16 protein-coding genes are annotated in these 20,062 nt (G+C 72.6%); 13 read left to right on the forward strand and 3 right to left on the reverse strand.

Annotation, left to right across the window (positions count from 1 at the left end; all coding sequences use genetic code 11):
• Positions 1 to 120 precede the first annotated feature (120 nt).
• Both AB0I91_RS08280 and AB0I91_RS08285 read right to left on the reverse strand, forming a co-directional pair.
• A complete protein-coding gene (locus AB0I91_RS08280) occupies positions 121 to 1,170 on the reverse strand; it encodes a S66 family peptidase (RefSeq protein WP_499636034.1) in 1,050 nt (349 codons plus the stop codon).
• A gap of 54 nt (positions 1,171 to 1,224) precedes the next feature.
• The gene (locus tag AB0I91_RS08285) at positions 1,225 to 1,929 is read right to left on the reverse strand and encodes a GntR family transcriptional regulator (protein WP_499608566.1); all 705 of its coding nucleotides are present in this window, start codon (positions 1,927 to 1,929) and stop codon (positions 1,225 to 1,227) included.
• Between the two features lie 252 nt (positions 1,930 to 2,181).
• Between AB0I91_RS08285 and AB0I91_RS08290 the strand changes: the two genes are divergently transcribed.
• From AB0I91_RS08290 to AB0I91_RS08345, 12 genes are all read left to right on the forward strand, one after another.
• The gene (locus tag AB0I91_RS08290; RefSeq protein WP_499636036.1) at positions 2,182 to 3,126 is read left to right on the forward strand and encodes an asparaginase; all 945 of its coding nucleotides are present in this window, start codon (positions 2,182 to 2,184) and stop codon (positions 3,124 to 3,126) included.
• A 39-nt stretch (positions 3,127 to 3,165) separates the two neighbouring features.
• A complete protein-coding gene (locus AB0I91_RS08295) occupies positions 3,166 to 3,480 on the forward strand; it encodes a hypothetical protein (protein WP_498782726.1) in 315 nt (104 codons plus the stop codon).
• A gap of 46 nt (positions 3,481 to 3,526) precedes the next feature.
• Positions 3,527 to 3,964, forward strand: coding sequence for a peptide-methionine (R)-S-oxide reductase MsrB (gene msrB, locus AB0I91_RS08300; protein ID WP_498782728.1), 438 nt, complete (start codon positions 3,527 to 3,529; stop codon positions 3,962 to 3,964).
• Between the two features lie 235 nt (positions 3,965 to 4,199).
• A complete protein-coding gene (locus tag AB0I91_RS08305) occupies positions 4,200 to 5,135 on the forward strand; it encodes a TIGR04222 domain-containing membrane protein (protein ID WP_499608569.1) in 936 nt (311 codons plus the stop codon).
• A gap of 63 nt (positions 5,136 to 5,198) precedes the next feature.
• Positions 5,199 to 6,125, forward strand: a complete 927-nt coding sequence (locus AB0I91_RS08310; protein ID WP_498782732.1) for a TIGR04222 domain-containing membrane protein — start codon at positions 5,199 to 5,201, stop codon at positions 6,123 to 6,125.
• Entirely contained in the window at positions 6,067 to 6,885 is an 819-nt protein-coding gene (locus tag AB0I91_RS08315) for a TIGR04222 domain-containing membrane protein (protein ID WP_499636039.1), read from the forward strand. The genes AB0I91_RS08310 and AB0I91_RS08315 overlap by 59 nt, the downstream gene beginning before the upstream one ends.
• Before the next feature lie 32 nt (positions 6,886 to 6,917).
• Positions 6,918 to 7,715 (forward strand): MbnB/TglH/ChrH family RiPP precursor modification enzyme, encoded by a 798-nt coding sequence (locus AB0I91_RS08320; RefSeq protein WP_499636042.1) that lies wholly within the window; start codon positions 6,918 to 6,920, stop codon positions 7,713 to 7,715.
• Positions 7,712 to 8,056: an SCO6045 C-terminal-like domain-containing protein gene (locus tag AB0I91_RS08325; protein ID WP_498782736.1), complete on the forward strand. Its 345-nt coding sequence runs from the start codon at positions 7,712 to 7,714 to the stop codon at positions 8,054 to 8,056. The genes AB0I91_RS08320 and AB0I91_RS08325 overlap by 4 nt, the downstream gene beginning before the upstream one ends.
• Entirely contained in the window at positions 8,038 to 8,565 is a 528-nt protein-coding gene (locus AB0I91_RS08330) for a hypothetical protein (protein WP_498782738.1), read from the forward strand. Before AB0I91_RS08325 ends, AB0I91_RS08330 begins: the two co-directional genes overlap by 19 nt.
• A gap of 191 nt (positions 8,566 to 8,756) precedes the next feature.
• Complete coding sequence (locus AB0I91_RS08335; RefSeq protein WP_499636045.1) at positions 8,757 to 11,981, forward strand: S8 family serine peptidase; 3,225 nt, start codon at positions 8,757 to 8,759, stop codon at positions 11,979 to 11,981.
• Between the two features lie 229 nt (positions 11,982 to 12,210).
• The gene (locus tag AB0I91_RS08340) at positions 12,211 to 15,456 is read left to right on the forward strand and encodes a S8 family serine peptidase (protein WP_499636047.1); all 3,246 of its coding nucleotides are present in this window, start codon (positions 12,211 to 12,213) and stop codon (positions 15,454 to 15,456) included.
• A gap of 261 nt (positions 15,457 to 15,717) precedes the next feature.
• Positions 15,718 to 18,957: a S8 family serine peptidase gene (locus tag AB0I91_RS08345; RefSeq protein ID WP_499636050.1), complete on the forward strand. Its 3,240-nt coding sequence runs from the start codon at positions 15,718 to 15,720 to the stop codon at positions 18,955 to 18,957.
• Positions 18,958 to 19,008: 51 nt separating this feature from the next.
• Here the strand turns inward: AB0I91_RS08345 and AB0I91_RS08350 are convergent, their stop codons facing one another.
• Positions 19,009 to 19,596, reverse strand: coding sequence for a YbaB/EbfC family nucleoid-associated protein (locus AB0I91_RS08350; protein ID WP_498782746.1), 588 nt, complete (start codon positions 19,594 to 19,596; stop codon positions 19,009 to 19,011).
• Between the two features lie 129 nt (positions 19,597 to 19,725).
• On the opposite strand from AB0I91_RS08350, the gene AB0I91_RS08355 reads away from it, so the two are divergent.
• Positions 19,726 to 20,061: a hypothetical protein gene (locus AB0I91_RS08355; RefSeq protein WP_499636053.1), complete on the forward strand. Its 336-nt coding sequence runs from the start codon at positions 19,726 to 19,728 to the stop codon at positions 20,059 to 20,061.
• The last annotated feature ends 1 nt before the right edge of the window (position 20,062 follow it).

The following is a 20,062-nucleotide window of genomic DNA, read 5'->3' on the forward strand; positions in this document are numbered from 1 at the left end:
CCACTGCGCCCGACCCACTGCGCCCGACCCGTTGGCGGCGGACCCGGCACGCCCGATCCATTGCCGCCCGAGCCGTTGCCACGCGGACCCAGAGCGGGCCCGGAGCCGGCTGGAGCCTTGTCAGCCGTAGTCGGCGAAGATCCGGCGTTCGATGCCGTCGACGGTGATGTCACCGCCGTGCGGAAGGATCCACTGCGGCCTGGTGTGGCCGAACGGAACGCCGACGCAGACGACCGCCTCGGGGTGGTAGCGGCTCACCACCTCGACGACCGCGTCACGCTGCTCGGCCCGCAGCCGCGCCCGGTCCGCAGCAGGCGGCCGGCGGGTGAAATCCGACACCGGCGGCCGGGCCACCAGGACCGCGTCCACCGCGCCGAGGACGCCGCGTTCGCCGAGCGAGCGGACGATCCAACCGACGTTGCGCGCCGGCAGGAGTTCCTCCGACGTCTCGATGATGAGCACGCCGCCCTGCAGAACGTCCGGCGGGAACGGGAACCGGCCGGCGGTCAGGATCCACTCGATCACCTCCAGGCAGCCGCCCCAGGCGCAGCCGGTCACGGAGCGGGCCGGGCCGGGCCAACTCCAGGGCTCCGTCGCCTCCCGCTCACCGAAGGACTCCAAGGCGCGCGGGTCGGCCCAGTCGATGCCGACGTCCTCGGACTCACCCGGATCGGTGATCTCCAGGCGCTCACCGGTCAGCAGGGCCGCCCGCAGCGACCGGGCGTGGACGTCGTCCACGGCGGGTCCGGGGCCGAGGTGGACCTGGGAGGAGCCGCCGTAGAAGCTCGCGATGCCGTTCGCCCAGAGCCAGTGGTGCAGGTTGGTGTTGTCGCTGGTGCCCAGGAACGGCTTGGGATCCGCCCGGGCGAGGTCCGCGCGCAAGTGCGGGATCACGGTGATCTGGTCCTCACCGCCGACCACGGCGAGGATGCCGCGGATCTGCGGGTCCGCGAACGCGGCGTTGACGTCCGCGGCGCGCGCCACAGGTGTCGCCCCGACGTCCCGCGTCGTCGGGTACTCGACCGGAATGAGGCCGGTCACCTCGGTGAGCCGGCGCATCGCCTGCTCGTGCACCTCGGGAAAGGCGCCTGCAGCCGCGAACGACGGAGAGAGGACCGCGATGCGATCACCCGGTCGGGCCTTCGGCGGGTGGACGAGGTCGAGCGCCATGCCGAAGATCCAAACACGACTGCGGCGGATGCGCGCTCCCCCGCCGAGCGGCCGTCAGGCCAGGCTGGTGAGCATCTGGGCGCAGACGCGGGCCAGGTGCTTGCGCATCACGTCGGACGCGCGGGACGGGTCGGTGGCGGCGATGGCGGCCACCAGGGCGTCGTGGTCGTCCAACGACGCGTGCTGGTGCGGCGGGTCGTCGCGCAGACCGCTGCGCAGCAACACCACCCGCTGCTGCGCCAGCCGCACCTGCTCGGCGATCCGAGGGCTGCGCGCCGCGTCCAGCAACGCCTGGTGGAACGCCAGGTCCAACCGGTACGGGAAGCGCTCACCGGCCGAGTACGCCCGACGCGACTCCTCGCACACCGCGCGCAGCCGCACGACGTCCGCCTCGGTCCGCCGTGACGCGGCCAGCTCGACCGCCGCGCACTCCAGCGCGGTCCGCAGCTCGAACAGCGCCCGCACGTCGGCCTCGTCCGAGATCGGCACGGAAGCGCCCCGGTGCGGCGCCAGGACCAGCAGCCCCTCGGACGCCAGGTGCCGGATCGCCTCGCGCAGCGGTCCCCGCGAGATCCCGAGCCGCTGGGCCAGCTCGACCTCGTTCACCCGCGCCCCGGGCGGAATGTCGCCGGTGAGCACCAGCTCGCGCAGCACGTCCACGGCCTGACCGGCCAAGCTCAGGTGCAAGGGGGGTCTGACGTGCTCACCGCCGGGCGCCGCCTCGTGGCTAGACCGCGTCCGGGGAGCGTCCTGCTTCATCACCGACCACCACCCGGGCACACCAGAACGTGCGCGCCGGCATCGCCCGCCGAGCCACCTCGGGCTCCAGCCGGTGGCGACACGTGACCAGCACAGTGATCAATATAGCGAACCGGCCCGCGGCGGGAGCGAGGCTCACCGACGGCTCGGAACATGCCACGTGTCACGAACGTCTCCTAGCGCACCGGGTCGCCAACGATGTTAACTGTCGACAGTTGGCAGCGCACACGCGCACAGGGTGGAGGTACCGGCATGGCACACGAACTGGTCGCCGAGGTCTGGCGTGGCGAGTTCCTCGAGTCCGTGCACCACGGCTCCGTCATCGCCCTCGACCGCACAGGCCGCGAAGCGCTGGCGCTCGGCCGCCCGCACGACACCGCCTACCCGCGCTCGTCCAACAAGCCGATCCAGGCGCTGGCCATGCTCCGCCACGGCCTCGACCTGAAGGACGAGCTGCTCGCCCTGGCCTGCGCGAGCCACTCCGGCGAGGACTTCCACGTCGACGGCGTCCAGCGCATCCTGCACGCGCACGGCCTGACCGAGGCCGACCTCCAGTGCACCCCCGACCTGCCGATCGGCGAGGACGCCCTCCGGGCCCACCTGGCCGCGGGCCGGGCCAAGGCGCCGGAGTACATGAACTGCTCGGGCAAGCACGCCGCCATGCTCGCGACCTGCGTCGTCAACGACTGGTCGACCCGGGACTACCTCGACCCCGCCCACCCCCTCCAGCGGGCCATCCGCGACACCCTCGAGGAAGTGGCCGGCGAGCGCGTCGGCGCGGAGGGCGTCGACGGCTGCGGCGCGCCGTTGCTCGGCATCAGCCTCACCGGCCTCGCGCGGGCGTTCGCCAAGCTGGCCGGCGCGCAGGACGGCCCGGAGCACCGGATCGCGCAGGCCATGAACGCCTACCCGGAGTGGGTCGGCGGCACGGGCCGCGACGTCACGAAGCTGATGCGGGCGATCCCGGGCGCGGTCGCCAAGGACGGCGCGGAGGGCGTCTACGCGATCGGCCTGCCGACCGGCGAAGCCGTGGCGTGCAAGATCGCGGACGGCTCCAGCCGCGCCAGGGCGGTGGTCCTGGTGGCCGCGTTGCGCAAGCTGGGAGTGGACGCGCCGGACGAGTTGGCCACGTTCCCGGTCCTCGGCCACGGCAGGCCGGTCGGCGCGGTCCGGCCGTCACCCGTCCTGGCGAGTTGAGCCGCCCGGCCGCTTGAAACGCCGGCTACGCTGGGTCCCATGGCCAGCGCCAGAGCCGCCGACGCACCGGACGATCGCCCACTGGGCAGCATCGACGACGAGCTGATCGGACTCGACCCCGACGACCCCGAGACGAGGGCGTTCGCCGAGCACCTCGGCCGGATGCAGCAGCAGCCACCCAGCTTCACCATCGAGGGCACGGTCGCGGGCGTCGGGCAGTTCGCGGACTCGGCGAACCGGGCGGGCGGCCTGCGCAGGCTCACCGCGGTCGTCGTGGTGGGCCTCATCCTCCTGGGTGTGCTGGTCAGCGTCTGGTACTACCTGGGCACCCTCGTCTGGGTGTTCTTCTACTGACTTCCGCCGACGTTTCGGCCGCCGCGGTTTCGACTAACGTGGAGGTATGGAACCTGTCGTCGGCGCCACCCCGAAGGTGGTCCACTCGGAGCTGGAGTGGCGGGAGATCCTGACCCCCAAGGAGTACGCGGTGCTGCGCGACGCGGGCACCGAGCCGGCCTGGGTCGGCGAGTACACGGACACCAAGACCGAAGGCGTCTACGAGTGCCGCGCGTGCGGCGCGGAGCTCTTCCGCAGCGACACGAAGTTCGACTCGCACTGCGGCTGGCCGTCGTTCTTCTCGCCGCTGGCCGGTGACGCGGTGATCCTGCGTGAGGACCGCGCGCACGGCATGGTCCGAACGGAGGTGTTGTGCGCCACGTGCCACAGCCACCTCGGGCACGTTTTCGAGGGTGAGGGCTACGCCACCCCCACGGATCAGCGCTACTGCATCAACTCGGTGAGTTTGCGTCTGGTCGAAACCCCCGGTGGTCGAGCAGACTGAAGGCGCTACTCCGAATGATGACTGATCCACTCCAGGAGGAATCATGCGCATCTTCAAGGGCACTGACGGCGAAGGCTCCGGCGGCGTGGACGGCGCGTCGTCCTCCTGACGGACCACCGGCGAACCGGCCAACCCTAAGGCTTGCTCAAGCCCCCTTGCTGGAGTGTGGCCTGGCGCACACGATTGCCTCCTAGCTGGTGGACCTGGTTCCACCGAGGGCCACAGGGGGTGGACCGTGGAGCGACCGTGGGGGCTTTCAGGCCCGGAATTCCTTGAGCTGTACTGGATCGCTCTGGCCGGGTCACTGGTCTTCGCGATCTTCGTCCGAGTGCGCCTGCGGGGGACGCGGGGAGACGCCCCCGCGGGTGCGCTCGGGTTGCTGGACATCGCTTACCTGACCGGCGGGCCACGTCGAGTGGTCGAGACGTCGGTCGCGTCGCTCATCGACTCGGGCGCCCTGGTGGCCGCCCGCAACGGGGCCGTGCGCCTCGTCGGCTCGCCCGTCGCCGACCACCCGGTCGACCAGGCCGTGCTCGCCGACGCGAAGCGCTACCGCTACCGGACGTTGACGCTGCTCATCACCTCGGTGTCGGAGAAGGACGCGCCGCGCGAGGTCGGCCGCCGGCTGTCCGAACAGGACTACCTGGTCGCGCCGGACGTGCTGAAGAGGCGGTTGCGGACGGGTGTCGCGCCGATGGCGCTGTTGTTCGTCGTCGGTGTCGCGCGCTGGATCACCGAGCTGGCGGTCGGCGCGCCCGAGTGGACGATGTCGTGGCAGCTCGTGCTGACGGGCTTGCTGATCTGGGGGTTGTCGCAGGCGGCTCCGTGGACGCGCACCGCCAAGGGGCGCGACGCGGTGGCGAAGGCTCGCGCAGGCGAGATCACCGGGGGGTGGGGAGGGACCAGCTCGGCGAACGCCGCCGAGCTGGTCGCTCTCAACGGTTTCACCAGCCACCCGAGCATCACGTTGCGTGCCGCCGCACGGCCGCGTCCGCCTGCTCGGAAGGCGTCACGCGGTGCTCGCGCGAGCAGCGCGTACAGCGCGACGAGCGGCGGCAGCACCTGCAGCGGCGGCGGTGGCAGCAGTTGCAGCAGCAGTAGTGGGAGCAGCTGCGGTGGCGGGAGCAGCTGTGGCGGCGGGGGCGGCTGCGGTGGTGGCGGCGGGGGCTGACGGGGTTCTTACGCTTCCGTGACCACGGCCGTCATCGGCCTGACGGCTCCTAGGGTGGCGGCCATGACGTTCCTGTGGTGGTACGGCCCGGCGCTCGTCGCCGCGGTGCTGGTGGGCCTGCGGTGGAAGCGGGTCGCCGGCGACGTGCCCGACCGGCCGCTGTCGTTCGAGGAGATCGGTTACCTCGGTGGTGGCCCGGTGCGGGCGGTCGAGGTGGCGTTGGCGGGGTTGGTGGCCGAGAACCGGGCGCGGGTGTCCGGTTCGGTGGCCGCGGCGGTGCCCGGCGAGGAGCAGCCGGCCACCGCGTTGCAGGCGGTCGTGCTCGCCCGGCTCACGCCGCCGCGTGACCTGGACGAGCTCGTGGTCGGCGCGGCCACCAGCGGTCCCGCCCGGCAGATCGGGCAACGCCTGGTCGCGGGCGGTCTGCTGGTGTCGCCGCGGCGGCGGTTGGCTCGGGCGGTGCTGTCGGTCGTGCCGGTGGCGGCGCTCGTGGTGGTGGCTGTTCTCGCAGGTCCGGGCGGGTGGGTGACGGTCACCGCGCTGTCGGTCACAGGCTTGCTCGGAGTCCTGCTGCTGCTGGGTCCGCCGCCCGTCCTGACCAGGAGGGGCGCGTGGGCGTACGAGGAGGCCACGGCGGGCCTCGCACCGGTCGACCCGGCCGAGGTGACCGCCCGCTACGGCCTGGTCCGCACGACGTCGCGCACCGCCGGACCGCCCGTGCCGCGCAAGGGGTCGGCACGGGCGGAGACGGCGGTGTTCGACGGCGAACGGGCGGAACCGATCGCACCTGCGGAAACGTCACAGGCACCGCTACCGCGGCGCAGGCGTGCCGTGGTGGTCGAACCGCAACGCTGGCAGCGGCGCAACGGCTGGCTGGTGGCAGGCGGGTGGTTCGCCGGTGGGTGGTTGGCCGCGGAGTGGTTGGAGGGCGATGACGGTGGCGACTCAGTGGACGCCGACTTCGGCGGGTTCGGCGGGTTCGACACCTGAGCCGGGGCCCGAGCAGCAGGGCTTGCTGGTCGGCGGGCCGGGCCGCGCGGCCGAGGTCGCGGTGGTGTCGCTGGTCGAGGCGGGCGCCGTGCGGATCTCCCGCGAGGGCTTGGTCTCGGTGGTCGGACGGCCTGGTCACGGCTGGAGCCCGTTGCAGGCGTACGTGCTGCGCTCCGCGCCGAGGACGCTGGGCGAGCTGATCACCGCGACGGCGTGGAGCGCGGAGGCCCAGTCGCTGCGGCAGCACCTCGTGGACGTCGGCCTGGTCACGCCGCCCGGTCGGCGCAAGGCGCTGCGCACGCTGCGCCTGCTCGTGGTGGCCGCCGTCGTGGTCACGATGATCGTGGCGGGCGCGCTCGACCTGCCGTTCGCGTTGGCCTTCTTCACGGCGGTGGCGGGGGCGGTGGTGGCGGTGGTGCTCGGGCGGCTGAGTCGTCCGCTGACCGCCCGGGGACGGCAGGTGGTGCGGGCGCTGAAGCAGGTGGCCGTCTCGCCGAACCGGATCGCGCTGGTCGCCTACTACGGGCTGCTGGGCAAAGTCGAGCGCCACCACGTGTGGGAGGTGCTGGGCATCGCACCGGCCGCGGCGGCGACACTGCGACGGCGATCGCGCGGCAGCGGGTCGGACGGCGGCGCGTCGTGCGGCGGTGGGTGCGGCAGTTGTGCCAGCAGCAGTTGTGGCGGGAGCAGCAGCAGTTCCGACAGCGGCGGCTCGTCGTGCGGTGGTGGCGGTTGCGGCGGCGGTGGCGGCGGCGACTGATCGGGTCGAAGGCGACGAGGAGGCGGTGGCACGTGGAGAAGCTGGGTGTCGGCATCGGGTGGCGGCCGGAGATCGACCTGACCGTCGAACGCCTGCCGGGCATCGACTTCGTGGAGGTCGTCGCGGAGAACCTGCACGTGGGGCACCTGCCCGAGTCCGTCCTGCTCCTGCGCGAACGGGGCATCCCGGTGCTGCCGCACGCGGTCTCCCTCTCGCTCGGCGGCGCGGAACCCGTTGACGCGCAACGGGTCGCGCACCTCGGCGCGCTGGCCGAGGCGCTCGACGCCCCGCTGGTCAGCGATCACGTGTGCTTCGTGCGCGCGGGCGGCCTCGACTCCGGCCACCTCATGCCGCTCCCCCGCACCCGCGACGCGCTCGACGTGCTCGTCGCCAACGTCAAGGCCACGCAGCAGGACCTGCCCGTGCCCCTCGCCCTGGAGAACGTCGCCGCGCTGCTCGACTGGCCGGACGGCGAGCTGACCGAGGGCCAGTTCCTCGCCGAGCTGGTCGACCGCACCGACTGCCACCTCCTGGTCGACGTCGCCAACCTCTACGCCAACGCCCGCAACCTCGGCACGGACGTGGCCCGCTTCCTGGACGAGATCCCGCTGGAACGCCTCGCCTACGTGCACGTCGCCGGCGGCGAGGAGCACCAAGGCGTCTACCACGACACGCACGCGCACGCCGTGCGGCCCGAGGTGCTGGACGTGCTGGCCCAGCTGCGCGCCCGCGTCGACCCGCCCGGCGTGCTGCTCGAACGCGACGACGACTACCCCGCCGACGCCGAACTGGCCGACGAGCTGGCCGCGATCCGGGCGGTGCTGGGATGACCGGACCCCAACGGGACCGGTTGGCCGCGGCGCAGGCGGAGCTGCTGCGGGCGCTCCTGGCCGACGGCGACGTGCCCGAGGGGTTCGACGCGGAACGGGTGCGCATCGAGAGACGCGCGTTGCTCAACAAGCGGCGCGGGATCGTGGAGATGCTCCGGCCCGAGGTCGCCGTCGAGCTGGGCGACCGGTTCCGGCCCCTGTTCGACGCCTACGCCAAGGAGCACCCCAAAGAGGTCGGCACGCGCTTCCGCGAGGACGCCGCGCGCTTCGCCGAGTGGGCGACCGCCCGGGGCGAGCTCCAGCCGCCGAGGAGAAGACGGTGGTGGCGGCGCGCAACCTGATCGGCGTCCCGTTCCGTCCCACCGGCATGTGGAGACGGACCTGGCCGTTGGGCGTGCTGCTGCTGGCCACCGCGTGCGGCCCGATCGAAGGCGTGGCCTGCACGGCGATCGGCACTCGCACCGGCGTGAGCGTGGAGGTCGCGCACCCCGAGGCGGCTTCCGCGAAGATCGAGGTTTGCTGGGACGGCTCCTGTGCAACCCCCTCGCTGGAGCTGTACCCGTCGAGCAGGGTTGCCGAGACGACCTGCACCGGCACTTCCCCGGACGACTCGTGCAGCGCGCGTTCCGAGCCGACGGGAGGCAAGCACGGGTTCGCCGACCTCCCCGACCTGCCCGCGCAACCGGTCACGGTGACCTTGACGCTGCTGGACCAATCCGGTTCTTCCCTGGTGGACCGGAATTTCGTGCTGACCCCCGAAATGGTCTACCCCAACGGTCCGGACTGCCCATCGGGTGGTCCACAGGCAGGTATCTCAGTTGGTGCCGACGGCTCTATTACTGAACGGTAGGTAACCGTTTACTCGGCTGAATTGGTCAAGAACATGCCGACCAATCAGCGGCTGTCCGCCCTTCCCGAACCCTCTAGCGTCGGTGACGTCAAGGGCAACGTCGCTCCCGGTACATCCGCCGCCACCGCGGGTAGCAGCCCTTCCGGCCGCGTACCCGCCATGCGCGGCACTCACCGGGAGGTTCGAGACAGTTGAAGAGCAAACGCATCCGTGGCATGACGTGGGGAGCCGTGCTCGTCGCGGCCGGCCTCACGGCGAGCGGTCCGGGGGTGTCGGGGGCGGAGGACGCCCCACCGGTCACCGGCGAGCACCACGAGGTCACCCTGATCACGGGCGACCGGGTCGTGCTCCTCGATGACGAGGTCACCGCCCTGGTCGCCGCTCCGGGACGAGAACGCACGGTGTTCCACAGCTACCGGCGCGACGGGCACCTGCACGTCGTGCCGCGCGACGCGGCGAAGGCCGTCTCGCAGGGCAGGCTGGACCCGAGGCTGTTCGACGTCACGGGGCTGGTCGAGGCCGGCTACGACGACGGCAGCCGCGACACCCTGCCCCTGATCGTGACCGGCGAGCAGGAGCCGGCGACGGCCGGTCTGCGCGTCGGCCACCCGCTGCCCGCCGTCGGCTCGTACGCCGCGCAGGTGGTCAAGTCCGAGGCCGCGGACACCTGGCACACGCTCGTGTCGAGGGCGAGCGTGCGCAAGGTGTGGTTGGACGGGTTGCGCCAACCGGGTCTGGACCGCTCCACCGCGCAGATCGGCGCGCCGACCGCGTGGCAGGCCGGGCACACCGGCAAGGGCGTGAAGGTGGCCGTGCTGGACACCGGCGTCGACCAGGACCACCCGGACCTGGCGGGCCACGAGGTCGCCGAGCGCAACTTCACCGACGACCCGGACAACACCGACGGCGTCGGGCACGGCACGCACGTCGCCGCGACGATCGCGAGCTCGGGCGCGAAGTACAAGGGCGTCGCGCCGGACGCGGACCTGCTGGACGGCAAGGTGTGCGTGCTCTCGGGCTGCCAGGAGTCGGCGATCGTGGCGGGCATGCAGTGGGCCGCCGAGCAGGGCGCGGACATCGTGAACCTCAGCCTCGGCGGCGGCGACACCAGCGAGCTGGACCCGTTGGAGGAGGCCGTGAACACGCTGTCCGCGCAGACCGGTGTGCTGTTCGTGGTCGCGGCGGGCAACAACTCCCGCCCCGAGACGATCAGCTCGCCGGGCAGCGCCGACGCCGCGCTGACGGTGGGCGCGGTGGACCGGCAGGACGGCATCGCGCCGTTCTCCAGCCGCGGCCCGCGCGTCGGCGACGGCGCGGTCAAGCCCGACATCACCGCGCCCGGCGTGGACATCGTGGCCGCGAAGTCGAGCAGCGGCACGGTCGGCACACCGGCCGGCGACGGGTACGTGTCCATGTCGGGCACGTCGATGGCGACGCCGCACGTCGCCGGCGCGGCGGCGGTCCTCGCGCAGCAGCACCCGGACTGGACGGGCGCGCAGCTCAAGGCGGCGCTGGTGGCGTCGGCGAAGAACAACCCGGCGCTCACCGCGTTCGACCAGGGCGCGGGTCGGGTCGACCTGGCCAAGGCCATCACGACCTCGGTCACCGCCGAGCCCGCGAGCCTGGCCATGGGCCTGCAGAAGTGGCCGCACGGCGACGACACCCCGGTCAGCAAGACCGTGACCTACCGCAACGACGGCACCGCGCCGATCACGTTGTCGCTGGCCACCGAGGTCAAGGCTCCCGACGGCGGCGCCGCGCCCGCCGGTCTGGTCGGCGTGTCGCCGGCGAAGGTGACCGTGCCGGCGGGCGGCGAGGCGACCGCCTCGGTCACCGCCGACACCCGGCTCGGCACGCAGGACGGCCTGTACGTGGGTTCGGTGGTGGCGACCGGCGGTCCGACGCCGCTGCGCACCGCGCTCAGCGTGAACCGCGAGGTGGAGAGCTACGACGTCACGTTCGACTTCGTGGACGGCGCGGGCGCGCCCGCGGCCGACTACTACACGTCGATCATCGGGCTGAGCAACGGCACGTTCGCCTTCCCCTACGACGCGGACGGCTCGTTCACGCTGCGGCTGCCCAGGGGCGAGTACTTCACCAACTCCGACGTGCAGACCGACGACACGCGGTTGGCGCTGCTGCCCCGGCCGGGGCTCAGCGTCACCGCGAACACCACGGTGACGCTCGACGCGCGCACGGCCAAGCCGTTGAAGATCACCGCACCCGACGCGGGCGCGGAGGAGGCGTTGGGCGACGTCACGATGGCGCGCAACCACGGCGACCGGCAGGCCAGCGTGAGCACGGCGTTCCTCGGCGGGTTCGGCCCGAACGTGTCCATCGCGCACGTCGGACCGGAGCTGGCGGCGGGCGACATGACCGCGTTGCTGGGCGCGCAGTTCCGCGGCACGCCGGTCGGCGACAAGCCGGTGACCTACCGGTTCGCCTGGACGCAGCAGGGGAAGATGCCGGTCGGGTTCGTGAAGGACGTGGCCGCGACCGAGCTGGCAGAGGTGCGGACGACGTTCGGCCCCGGACCGGCGGGCCGCCGGTTCGGGCACGGCGGCAACCCGATCACCGCGGGCGGTGTCGGCGGCTGGGCGTGGCTGCCGGACGTGGCCTCGCCCGGTGAGGCGATCAACCGGGTCACCACGGACCTGGCGTGGTCGTGGGGCTTCCTGCAGTTCGGCGCGGAGGGCGCGGTCGAGGCGACGTTGACCTCGCCGGAGCGCACCTACCAGCGGGGCGGCACGCACGACGAGCGGTTCAACGACCCGGTGTTCTCCCCCGCGCTGCCCGAGGCGCGCTCGCCGTACCTGGCGCGCAGCGGCGACGAGATCAGCTTCGCGGTGCCGCTGTTCACCGACCGGGCGGGCAACGGCGGCAACGCGGCGGTGTCGTCGGCCCGGACCACGTTGCTGCGCAACGGGACGAAGGTCGGCGAGACGTCGTACGCGGCGAACGGCCTGTTCGAGGTGCCCGCGGGCGCGGCGGCCTACCGGGTGGAGACCGACGCGGTGCGGGCGACCGGCACGTCGGAGTTCGCCACGAAGGTGAGCGCCGCGTGGACGTTCCGCTCGGACACGGCGGCGACCGACCGGTACGTGCCGCTGCCGCTGTCGGTGGTGCGCTTCACGCCGGAGCTGGACGCCGGCGGCGCGGCGCCCAAGGGGCAGGCCCTGCGCGTGCCGCTGACCGTGCAGCAGCAGGACGGGGCGGTCAACGGCACGATCGGCCGGATCGACGTCGAGGTGTCGTTCGACGACGGCGCGACGTGGACCGCGGCGCCGGTGTCGGGGGGCGTCGCGACCATCTCGAACCCGAACGCGGCCGGCTACGGCTCGGTGCGGGTGAAGGCGACCGACAGCAACGGCAACGCCTTGGAGCACACCGTGATCAGAGCTTACAAGATCGCCTGATCGAGCCCGGAAGGGGCGTCTGCGACCGGCGGGCGCCCCTCCCGGCGAGCAACGCCCGTTGGGCTGCTCGGCCGCCCGCACGCACCACTTTGGGCCGCTGAATCCGCTCCCCCGGCTGGATAGCGTCGAAACGTCGGGGGGCGACGTCCAATCGGTTCACCGCACTTCCACCCCGCCTCCCGCAGGCGCGTTCCACAGCGCGCTCAACCAGATTCGGGAGGTATCTGCGTTGAATCCGAGATCACGAAGGCGCGGCGTCGCTTGGGGTGCCGCGCTGCTGGCGGTCGGACTGGCCGCCGGCACCGCCACGGCTGTCGCGTCACCCGCACCACCACCATCAGCATCACTCAACGTCGCCGACGGCGAGCGGCACACCGTCACCCTGATCACCGGCGACCGGGTCGTCGTCGCGGGCCAAGCGCTCCTGTCGGTCACGCCGGGCCGCGACCGCGGCGGCATCACGTTCCACCGGTTCCTGCGTGACGGCCACCTGCACGTCATCCCGCGCGACGTCGCCCGGCCGCTCGCCGACGGCAAGCTGGACCTGCGGCTGTTCGACGTCACCGGACTCGTGGACGCGGGCTACGACGACGCGCGCCGCGACACCGTGCCGCTGATCATCACCGGCGACCAGCCGCGCACCGGCGGCGTCGAGGTCACCCGCGCGCTGCCCACCATCGGTTCGGTGGCCGCGCGCACCGCGAAGTCCGAGGCCGCCACGGCCTTCCAGGGCCTGGTGAACGACCCGGGCGTGAAGAAGGTCTGGCTGGACGGCATCCGCAAGCCGAGCCTCGACCGCTCGGTGGCCCAGATCGGCGCGCCCACCGCCTGGCAGGCCGGGTTCACCGGCAAGGGCGTGAAGGTCGCCGTGCTCGACAGCGGAGTCGACCAGACGCACCCCGACCTCGCCGGCCGCGAGGTCGTGGAGCGCAACTTCACCGAAGACCCCGACAACAGCGACCTGGTCGGCCACGGCACGCACGTCGCCGCCACGGTCGCCAGCGCCGGCGAGAAGTACCGGGGTGTCGCGCCGGACGCGCAGCTCCTCGACGGCAAGGTGTGCTCGTTGAACTGCGCCGAGTCCTGGATCGTCGACGGCATGCAGTGGGCCGCCGACCAGGGCGCCGACGTGATCAACATGAGCCTGGGCGGCACGGACACCCCGGACGTCGACCCGCTGGAGCAGGCCATCGAGACCCTGTCCGCGCAGACCGGCACGCTCTTCGTGGTCGCCGCGGGCAACTCCGGTCGCCCCGAGACGCTGAGCTCGCCGGCCAGCGCGGACGCGGCGCTCGCGGTCGGCGCGGTCGAGCGGGACGACGCCATCGCGGACTTCTCCAGCCGCGGCCCCCGCGTCGGCGACGGCGCGCCGAGGCCGGACGTCACCGCGCCCGGCGTGGACATCGTCGCGGCCAAGTCCAGCACCGGCCAGATCGGCACACCCGTTGGCAACAAGCACATCGCCGTTTCCGGCACGTCCATGGCCACACCGCACGTCGCGGGCGCGGCGGCGTTGATCGCGCAGCAGCACCCGGACTGGAACGGCGCGCAGCTCAAGGCCGCGCTCATGGCCTCCGCCAAGAACAACCCGGCGCTGACCGCGTTCGACCAGGGCACCGGCCGCGTCGACCTCACCAAGGCCATCACCACCACGGTGACCGCCGACCCGCCGTCGCTCGCGCTCGGCCTGCAGGAGTGGCCGCACGAGGACGACGTCGCGACCAGCAAGGAGTTCGCGGTCCGCAACACCGGCACGCAACCGGTCACGCTCGACCTCACGATCGACGCCAAGGGACCCGGCGGCACGCCCGCGCCGGCCGGTGTGTTCACCGTCAGCCCCACCACGGTCACCGTGCCCGCGGGTGGCGAGGCCAAGGCCACCGTCACCGCCGACACCAAGGCGGCGACCGCCGACGGCGCGTACGGCGGCACGGTCCTCGCCTCCGGCGGCGGCGTCGAGCTGCGCGTGCCGGTGGGCGTGAACCGCGAGGTCGAGAGCTACGACGTGGCGTTCGACTTCATCGACGCGGAGGGCAACCCCGCGGTCGACTACGTCGCGTTCGTCATCGGTCTCGACAACGACAAGTTCGTGGTGCCGAGCGGCACGGGCGGCAAGGCCACCGCCCGGCTGCCGGTGGGCGAGTACATGTTCGTGGGCGAGGTGCTGACCGACGGCACGAACAGCGCCGTGCTGCCGCAGCCGAGCCTGCGCGTCAGCCGCGACACCACAGCGGTCACCGTGGACGCGCGCAAGGCGAAACCGATCTCCATCACGTTCCCCGACCCGAAGGCGGAGCCCGACTTCGGCGACCTGCTGATCACCCGCAGCCGGGACGGCGAGCTGGTGACCGCCCTGGGCGCGGGGTTCGCGGGCGGCTTCCGCACGGTGTCGATCGGGCACCTCGGCCCCGAGCTGCCCGCCGCCGACGTGTCCGTGCTGGTGAGCACGCAAGCGGTGGGCACACCGGTCGGCACGACGCCGGTGACCTACCGGTTGTCGTGGGCCGAGCACGGCAAGGCGCCCACCGGCCTGGTCCGGGCGCCGACCAAGCGGGACCTGGCCGAGGTGCGGTCGGAGTTCGCCGCCGGTCCGGCGGGCAAGGAGCACCGGTTCGCGGGCTTCCCCGTGCTGCCCGGCGGGTTGAGCGGTCTCGGCGTCGAGACGACGGTGACCGCTCCGGGCAGGTCCCTCGACTACGCCACCACGCCGTCGGGCGTCGAGTGGGTGTGGTCGCTCGCGCAGTTCGGGCAGGACGGGATCGAGGCGCAGTTCGACTCGCCGCTGCGCACCCACCAGCCGGGGCGCACGTACCACGAGCGGTTCAACCGGCCGGTGTTCGGGCCGGCCATGCCCAGGTCCCCGTTCCCGTACCTGGCCCGGGCGGGCGACGTGGTCGGCTTCTCGCTGCCGCTGTTCGGCGACCGGGACGGCAACGCCGGCCGGTCGGTGACGTCGTCGGCCCGGACCACGTTGCTGCGCAACGGGGTCGTGGTCGGTGAGACGGGCGAGGCGGCCGCCGGCCGGTTCCTCGTGCCGCCGGGTGCGGCCGACTTCCGCGTCGAGGCGGAAGCCGTGCGCGCGCCGGGCGTCTCGGAGTTCTCGACGGCGGTCAGCGGCGCGTGGACGTTCCGCTCGGACACCGTGCCGGGTGACCGGTTCGCGCCGCTGCCGTTGACCGTGGTCCGGTTCACCCCCGCGCTCGACGCGAACGGCGTCGCGCCCGCCGGCCGGGTGCTGCGGGTGCCGCTCGTGGTCGAGCAGCAGCCGGGCGCGGCCAACGGCCGGGTCGACCGGGTCTCCGTCGAGGTGTCGTTCGACGACGGCAAGTCGTGGACGTCGGCGCCGGTGGTCGGGCGCACCGCCCTGGTGCGCAACCCCGCCGCGGCCGGGCACGCCTCGCTGCGCGTGAAGGGCGCCGATCGCGACGGCAACACGTTCGAGCAGACCCTGATCCGGGCCTACAAGATCGGCTGAGCGAGATCGGGTGACGAGAGGGGGCATTCGCTCGATCGGATGCCCCCTCTCGCACACCATCGACGGTGAGTGATCACCGGCTACCCCGTTCGAGGGGTGAACTCCCCACGAAGAGACGCTGTCTTCACCCTGACGGGTGGATAGCGTCGAAGTCGTTGGGGGGCTTCGACTGTTCCGGTACTCCGCCGCACCGTGAGCCGGCGGCGCCTTCCGACGCGCGCGTTTCCGCAGCGCGACAACCAGATTCGGGAGGTATCTGCGTTGACGTCGAGATCACGAAGGCTCTGGGTCGGGTGGGCGGCCACCGCCCTCGCGGCCGGGCTCGCGGCAGGCACGGCAACGGGGGTTGCCGCCGCGACACCGGAGCGGCACGACCAGGTCGCCGGGCACCGCCTGGCGACCGTCACCCTCATCACGGGCGACCAAGTCCTGCTCAACGGACCCACGTCCGGCTCGTTGCGGGCCGGCCCCGGCCGTGAAGGGGTCGTCGTCCACACGTTCCACCGGGACGGCAACCTGCACGTGGTGCCGGCCGACGCGCTCGACGCGGTGGCCGAGGGCAAGCTGGACCTGCGCCTGTTCGACGTCACCGGGCTGGTCGAGGCCGGCTACGACGACGCGCGGCGCGACACCCTGCCGCTGATCATCACCGGCGACCAGCCGCGCACCGGCGGCGTCCACGTGACCCGCGCGCTGCCCACCGTCGGCGCGGTCGCCGCGACCACGGCGAAGGCCGAGGCCGGCACGACGTTCCAGGCCCTGGTGAACGACCCGGGCGTGAAGAAGGTCTGGCTCGACGGCCTGCGCCAACCCAGCCTCGACCGCTCCACCGCCCAGATCGGCGCGCCGACCGCGTGGCAGGCCGGGCACACCGGCAAGGGCGTCAAGGTCGCGGTCCTCGACGGCGGCGTCGACGGCGCGCACCCCGACCTGACGGGCAAGGAGGTCGCGGAGCAGAACTTCACCGAGGACCCCGACGCCACCGACGTCGACGGCCACGGCACGCACGTCGCCGCGACCATCGCCAGCTCCGGCGAGAAGTACCGGGGCGTCGCGCCGGACGCCCAGATCCTCGACGGCAAGGTGTGCGTCCTCCAGGGCTGCGCCGAGTCGTGGATCCTCGGCGGCATGCAGTGGGCCGTCGACCAGGGCGCCGACGTGGTCAACCTGAGCCTGGGCGGCAACGACTCACCGGAGCTCGACCCGCTGGAAGAGGCCGTGAACACGCTGTCCGCCCAGAGCGGCACGCTGTTCGTGATCGCCGCGGGCAACTCGGGCCGTCCCGGCACGGTCGGCTCGCCGGGCAGCGCGGACGCCGCGCTCACCGTGGGCGCGGTCGAGCGCGACGACAGCATCGCGTACTTCTCCAGCCGCGGTCCCCGCGTCGGCGACGGCGCGGTCAAGCCCGACATCACCGCACCGGGCGTGGACATCGTCGCGGCGAAGGCAGCCACCGGCAGCATCGGCACGCCCGTGGACGAGCACCACGTGGCGCTGTCCGGCACTTCCATGGCCACGCCGCACGTCGCGGGCGCGGCGGCGTTGATCGCGCAGCAGCACCCGGACTGGACGGGCGCGCAGATCAAGGCCGCGCTCATGGCGTCGGCCGAGCACAACCCGGCGCTGACCGCGTTCGACCAGGGCGCGGGCCGGGTCGACCTGGCCGAGGCCATCACCACCTCGGTGACGACGGACCCCGTCAGCCTGTCCATGGGCCTGCAGCAGTGGCCGCACACCGACGACACGCCGGTCACCAAGGAGCTGACCTACCGCAACGGCGGCGCCGCGCCGGTCACCTTCCCGGTGTCCGTCGAGGCCAAGGGCCCGGACGGCAAGCCCGCGCCCGCCGGCATGTTCACCGTCGCGCCGACCACCGTGACCGTGCCCGCCGGCGGTGAGGCCAAGGTGACCGTCACCGCGGACACCAGGGTCGGCGCGGTCGACGGCGCGTTCTCCGGCACGGTGGTCGCCGGTGACGTCCTGCGCACGCCGGTGGCCGTCGACCGCGAGGTGGAGAGCTACGAGGTCGAGGCGACGTTCCTCGACGCCGACGGCCAGGCGCCCACCCGCTACAGCGGCACGGTGATGGGCCTGGACAACGACACGTTCACGTTCCTGGACGGCACCGACAACACCGTGACCACCCGCCTGCCCAAGGGCGAGTACCTGGTGTCCGCCACGGTGGTCACCGGTGACGTGGAAGACGGCCGGTTCGCTGTGCTGCCGCAGCCCTCGCTGATGCTCACCGGGGACGTCTCCCTGACGTTCGACGCCCGCACCGCCAAGCCCATCAAGATCACGCCGCCCGACCAGGGCGCGGTGGCGTTCATCGGCGACATCAACCTCGAACGCACGATCGGTGACCGGCGGACCGGGTACGGCGTGGCGTTCCTCGACGGGTTCCCGGAGAACGCCACGATCGCCCACACCGGCCCGGCGCTGGCCGACGACCAGCTCGAAGTCACGATCGGCGCCCAGTACAAGGGCACGCCGGTCGACGGCGCGCAGGTCTCCTACCGGTTCTCGTGGATCGAGCACGGCCGGGTGCCCACCGGCTTCGTCCGGGCGCCGGCCAAGCGCGAACTGGCCGAGGTGCGGACGAGGTTCGGCCCCGGCCCCGCCGCCGACGAGTTCATCCACGGCGGCGGCGCCATCGGCCCCAACGGCTCCGGTGGCTGGTTCGTGCTGTTCCCGGTGAAGCCGGGCAGCGCGGCGGTCGACTACGTCAACACCGCCGATCTCAAGTGGGTCTGGCAGTTCGCCCAGCTCCAGGGCGAGTTCGGGTTCGTCGCGGACTACCGGTCGCCGGACCGCGCCTACCGGCCCGGCGAGCGCGGCCGGGAGAGCTTCAACTTCCCGGTCTACGGTCCCGGCCTGCCCGCGTCCCGCTACGAGTACCTCTCCCGGATCGGCGACCACCTGCTCGTGCAGGTGCCGTTGCTCAACGACGGCGCGAACAACCTGGGCGGGTCCGCCCACGAGACCGCGCGCACCGCGCTCTACCGCGACGGGGCCGAGATCGGCGAGGTGCCGAGGCCGAGCGGGCAGTTCACCGTGCCCGGTGGCGCGGCGGACTACCGCGCGGAGGTCGACTTCGTCCGGGCGCCGGGCATCTCCGAGCTGAGCTCGCGGGTCACCGGCACGTGGACGTTCCGCTCGGACACCGTGCCCGAGGGTGAGCTCCGCAAGCTGCCGATCTCGGTGGTGCGGTTCGCGCCCGAGCTCGACGCGAACGGCGGCACGCCCGCCGGACGCCTGCTGCGCATCCCGTTCACCGTGGAGCAGCAGCAGGGCGCCGACAACGGCCGCGTCCGCAAGGTCGAGGTCGAGGTGTCGTTCGACGACGGCAAAACGTGGTCCAAGGTGCCCGTCGTCGGTGGCGCGGCGCTCGTGCGCAACGCCGACCAGGCAGGCTTCGCGTCCTTGCGCGCCAAGGGCGCCGACAGCTCGGGCAACACGTTCGAGCACTCGGTGATCCGCGCCTACCGGCTCACCCGGTAACCGCGGACCGGAGCGGAGGGGCGTCCGAGGTCGGGCGTCCCTCCGCCCGTGTCACCACGTGTCCTTGCGGAAGATCGAGCCACCTTCGTCCGGGTCGTCGTCCACCGGCGGGCGGCGCGCAGGGGGCGGCGGCTGCTGCTGGAACGGCTGCGGCGGAGGCGGCGGCTGCGGGTAGTTCCGCACCGGCTGCTGGAACGTCTGGGGCGGCTGCTGGTACGGCCCACCAGGCCCACCCGGCCCTGGACTGCCAGGCCCTGGACCGCCGGGTCCGGGCATCCCGGGCGCACCCGCCACGACCGGCGGCGTCGGGCCGAGGCCCAGCTCGGACGGGTCGATCGAGCTGTCCTCCAACAGCGGCGCGGCCAGCGCCTGCACCTGCCGCGACGCCTCCGCCGACGCCTGGAACACCAGGTTGAGCAGGTTCGCCGCCAGCTCGCGGCCGTTGCGCAGGGCCCGGTCGTCGATGCGCAGGTCGACCAGCTGGCCGTTCGCGGTCACGGTCGCGGTCAGCAACCCGTCACCCGACTTCCTGGTCACCCGCAGCCCGGCCAGCTGTCCCTGCAGTTCGTCGGCCTGCTGCTGCTTCTGCTCGGCGAGTTCGGTGATCCGCGCCAGCTTCTGTTCGAGATCTTCTCGCATCGCGCCCTCGATCCGCTGTACTACTGTCTGCCGCAGGCTAGTGCACCGAACGGCGGCGCAATTCGCGATCCGGTGGAACCAGAGCGTGTTCGCGACCGTCCGAGGGATCGATATCGGGGAGGTGGCGCGATGACGGCGAAGTTCGACGTCAAGCTCGACGGCATCCTGGAGTTCGCGGGCACGTCGGTCCGCCGGGGCGACCGGTTCGACCAGGTCATGGCCGCTCTGGAGGCCGCGAAGGTCGGCCGCGAGTCGTTCGGCAAGATGCCGTCCAGCGGTGACGTCTACGCCTCGTACGAAGAGCGCGTCACCTCGACCATGAACGATCTCAAGGAATGCGCCGAGGCCATGCGCGACATCGCCGAATCGGTGCGCGACACCGCCGAGGACTACCAGGGCGTCGACGGCGGAATCGGAGAGATCCTCACAGACATCGTCCAAGGCCTCGAAGGGCTGGCGATTTAAG

Source organism: Actinosynnema sp. NPDC049800 (assembly GCF_040656635.1).
GTDB lineage: Bacteria > Actinomycetota > Actinomycetes > Mycobacteriales > Pseudonocardiaceae > Actinosynnema.